The following is a 3,052-nucleotide window of genomic DNA, read 5'->3' as shown; positions in this document are numbered from 1 at the left end:
GTACACTTGTCCGTTGATCCGTGTCACGGGCGCCGCCGACTTTGGCCGCAGGCCAACCGGAGGCGGCGCGGGGTCGCAGGGGCAAAGCCCCTCGCGCCCTTCTTTGGTTCCTTTCTTGGGCGAACAAGAAAGGAACTCGCCGCCGGTCGACTACCGGCAAACTACGCCGCCTGATGAGCGGCAAATCCAAGAAGGGCCGCCGGGCGCAGGGCGAAAAAGCCAGAAAGGGCTCCGCCGCTCCCCGAGCGGCAAACCTAAGAGTTGTAGCGATTCATCGCAAGCTCGATCTTGCCGTCGACGATGAGCATGGCGGCGCGGGCAGCGGTATCAAACGCCTTGCCGAGCGTCTCGGACTGGTCGGCGGGGAATTTGCCGAGCACCCACGCGGCCAGGTCGTAGTCTGGGCAGGGCTTTTTGCCCACGCCGATCTTGACGCGGGGGAATGTGTCCTTCCCGGTCAGATAGATGATGCTTTTGATGCCGTTGTGGCCGCCGTCGCTGCCCTGCCGCCGGATGCGCAGCCGGCCCACGTCGAGGCTTACGTCGTCGAAGAGGACGAGCACCTGTTCGATGGGAATCTTGTGGAACTGCATCGCCTCGCGCACCGCCTCGCCCGAATTGTTCATGAAGGTGGAGGGCTTCATCAGCAGCACCCGGTGCTCGCCGATCATCGCGTCGCCGCAGAGGGATTTGAATTTGAGCCGGTCGATTTTGGTCCCCAGCTTTTCGGCGAGGGCGTCGACGGCCAGAAAGCCCGCGTTGTGGCGGGTGTTCTCATAGTCGCGGCCGGGATTTCCCAGGCCGACGACCAGGCATTCCACCGGGCCGCGCGGCAGGGCGGAGAGGGGTTTTGACTGGCGTTTAAAAAACATGGAACCGCTCCTTCTTCCCACAGACGGGAAAAGGACGGGATATCGTCGGATACCCCGTCTCTGGATTGTCAATTTGGCGCCGGCGTCAGACGAAGAGGGGGGACACCGGCTTGTCCTCGTAGATGCGTTCGATCGCCTCCGCGAATACGGGCGCGACCGACAGCATGGTAACCTTGTCGAGCATCTTTTCGGGCGGGATGGGGATGGTGTCGAGCAGGACGAGCTCCTTGATGCAGCTCTGTTCGATCCGCTCGAGCGCGGGCCCGGAGAGCACCCCGTGGGTCGCGCAGGCATACACCTCGCTCGCGCCGCCCTTCTCGAGGATCGCCTGCGCGCCGTTGCAGAGGGTGCCCGCGGTGTCGATCATGTCGTCGACGATGATCGCCTTTTTGCCGCGCACGTCGCCGATGATGTTCATGACCTCCGAGACGTTGGCGCGCTGGCGGCGTTTGTCCACGATGGCGAGCGACACGTCGAGCCGCTCGGCGAACTTGCGCGCCCGGGCGACCGAGCCGAGGTCGGGGGAAACGACGACGATCTCCTCGCGCGGCTCCCCCGAGAAGCGGGAGCCGAAATAGGGGGCGAGCAGGGGCACGCCCTGGAGGTGGTCGACGGGGATGTCGAAAAAGCCTTGGATCTGGGAGGCGTGCAGGTCCATCGTGAGCACCCTGTCGGCGCCCGCGACGGAAATGAGGTTGGCGCACAGCTTCGCGGAGATCGGCTCGCGCGCCTTGACCTTGCGGTCCTGCCGCGCGTAGCCGTAGTAGGGGACGACCGCCGTAATCCTCCCGGCCGACGCGCGCTTGAAGGCGTCGATCATGATGAGCAGCTCCATCAGGTTGTCGTTGACCGGCCGGCAGGTCGACTGCACGACGAACACGTCGGAGCCGCGCACCGACTCGCCGATGTTCACCGAAATCTCCCCGTCGGAAAAGTGCCTGACCTCGCTCTTGCCGAGCGGCAGCCCAAGGTTGCGGGCGATCTGCGCCGCCACTTTTGGCGTCGCGTTTGCAGCGAAAATTTTGATGTCCTTCCCGTGAAGATTCATGCCGCCTTTCCCCTTCCCGTTATGCCCTTTATTTTTTGTCCGCCTTGAAGGCGATCTTCTCGTCCGACCAGCCCTCCTTTATTTCCTGCCGCACCCGCCCGATCGCGAGCGCCCCGGCGGGCACGTCGGAATCCACCGTGGTGCCCGCGGCGGTGTACGCGCCCTCGCCGATATGGACCGGCGGGATCAGGTTGGTGTTGCAGCCGATGAACGCCCGGTCGCCGACGGTGGTGCGGAACTTTTTCTTGCCGTCGTAGTTGGCGGTGACGACGCCGCAGCCGAAGTTGCAGTCGCGGCCCACGTCGCTGTCGCCGATGTAGGTCAGGTGCGCGACCGACGTCCTGTCGCCAACCGTCGAATTCTTGATCTCCACAAAGTCGCCGATCTTCACGCCGCTGCCGATATGGCTGTTGGGCCGAAGCTGGGTGAACGGCCCGATACGGGTGCCCTCCCCGACGGTCGAATCGGTCAGGTAGGAGGCGAGCACGCGGGCGCCCGCCCCCACCGTGGAATCCTTGATGTAGGAATTGGGGCCTATGACGCAGCCCGGACCGATTACCGTCTTCCCCTCGAGGACGGTTCCCGGCAGAATCCGCGTGTCGCGGCCGATTTCGACCTGCGCGCCGATCATGATGCCGTCGGCGCAGGGGATGTCGACGCCGTTATCCAGGTGGCGGAAGAGCACCCGCTCACGCGCGAGGTTGTTGAGCGCGAGCAGCTGCCTGCGGTCGTTGGCGCCGAGGACGATCTCCGCGTCCTCACAAAAGTAGGCCCCGACCCGGCGGCCCTCAGCGACCGCGATGGCCGGCACGTCGGTCAGGTAGTATTCCCCCTGCGCGTTCTGGGGGGTGAGCTTTTTGAGCGCCCCGGACAAAAACGCCGCGTCGAACCAGTAGACGCCCGCGTTGATCTCGGTGATCGCGCGCTCCGCCTCGTCGCAGTCGCGCTCCTCCACGACGGCGCGCACGCCGCCGTCCTCCCCGCGCACGATCCGCCCGTAGCCGAACGGGTCGGCCGGCCGCGCGCTCACGAGGGTCACGGCGTTTTGCCCGGCGCGGTGCTGCGCGAGGGCAGCGGTGATCGCGCCTCCCTCGATGAAGGGGGCGTCCCCATAGAGCACGAGCGCGTCGCC

3 protein-coding genes are annotated in these 3,052 nt (G+C 65.5%); all 3 read right to left on the bottom strand.

What is annotated here, in order from left to right; all coding sequences use genetic code 11:
- Positions 1-254: 254 nt before the first annotated feature.
- Positions 255-872 carry an aminoacyl-tRNA hydrolase gene (gene pth, locus RDM88_RS12430; RefSeq protein ID WP_308755141.1) on the bottom strand — a complete coding sequence of 206 codons (618 nt, stop codon included), beginning with the start codon at positions 870-872 and terminating at the stop codon, positions 255-257.
- 85 nt (positions 873-957) lie between these two features.
- Positions 958-1,920 carry a ribose-phosphate diphosphokinase gene (locus RDM88_RS12425; protein ID WP_308755140.1) on the bottom strand — a complete coding sequence of 321 codons (963 nt, stop codon included), beginning with the start codon at positions 1,918-1,920 and terminating at the stop codon, positions 958-960.
- 28 nt (positions 1,921-1,948) lie between these two features.
- A partial coding sequence (gene glmU, locus RDM88_RS12420) for a bifunctional UDP-N-acetylglucosamine diphosphorylase/glucosamine-1-phosphate N-acetyltransferase GlmU (RefSeq protein ID WP_308755139.1) occupies positions 1,949-3,052 on the bottom strand: 1,104 nt, incomplete at its 5' end.

Origin of the sequence: uncultured Anaerotruncus sp. (assembly GCF_902490045.1) — a bacterium.
Lineage (GTDB): Bacteria > Bacillota > Clostridia > Oscillospirales > Ruminococcaceae > Anaerotruncus.
The sequence above is the reverse complement of the archived record's forward strand: the minus strand, read 5'-3'. Positions and strand labels throughout refer to the sequence as shown.

Bases quoted from the DNA above. Each gene is read 5' to 3' on its own strand.
- pth (WP_308755141.1), bottom strand. From the start codon at position 872: ATGTTTTTTAAACGCCAGTCAAAACCCCTCTCCGCCCTGCCGCGCGGC.
- RDM88_RS12425 (WP_308755140.1), bottom strand. From the start codon at position 1,920: ATGAATCTTCACGGGAAGGACATCAAAATTTTCGCTGCAAACGCGACG.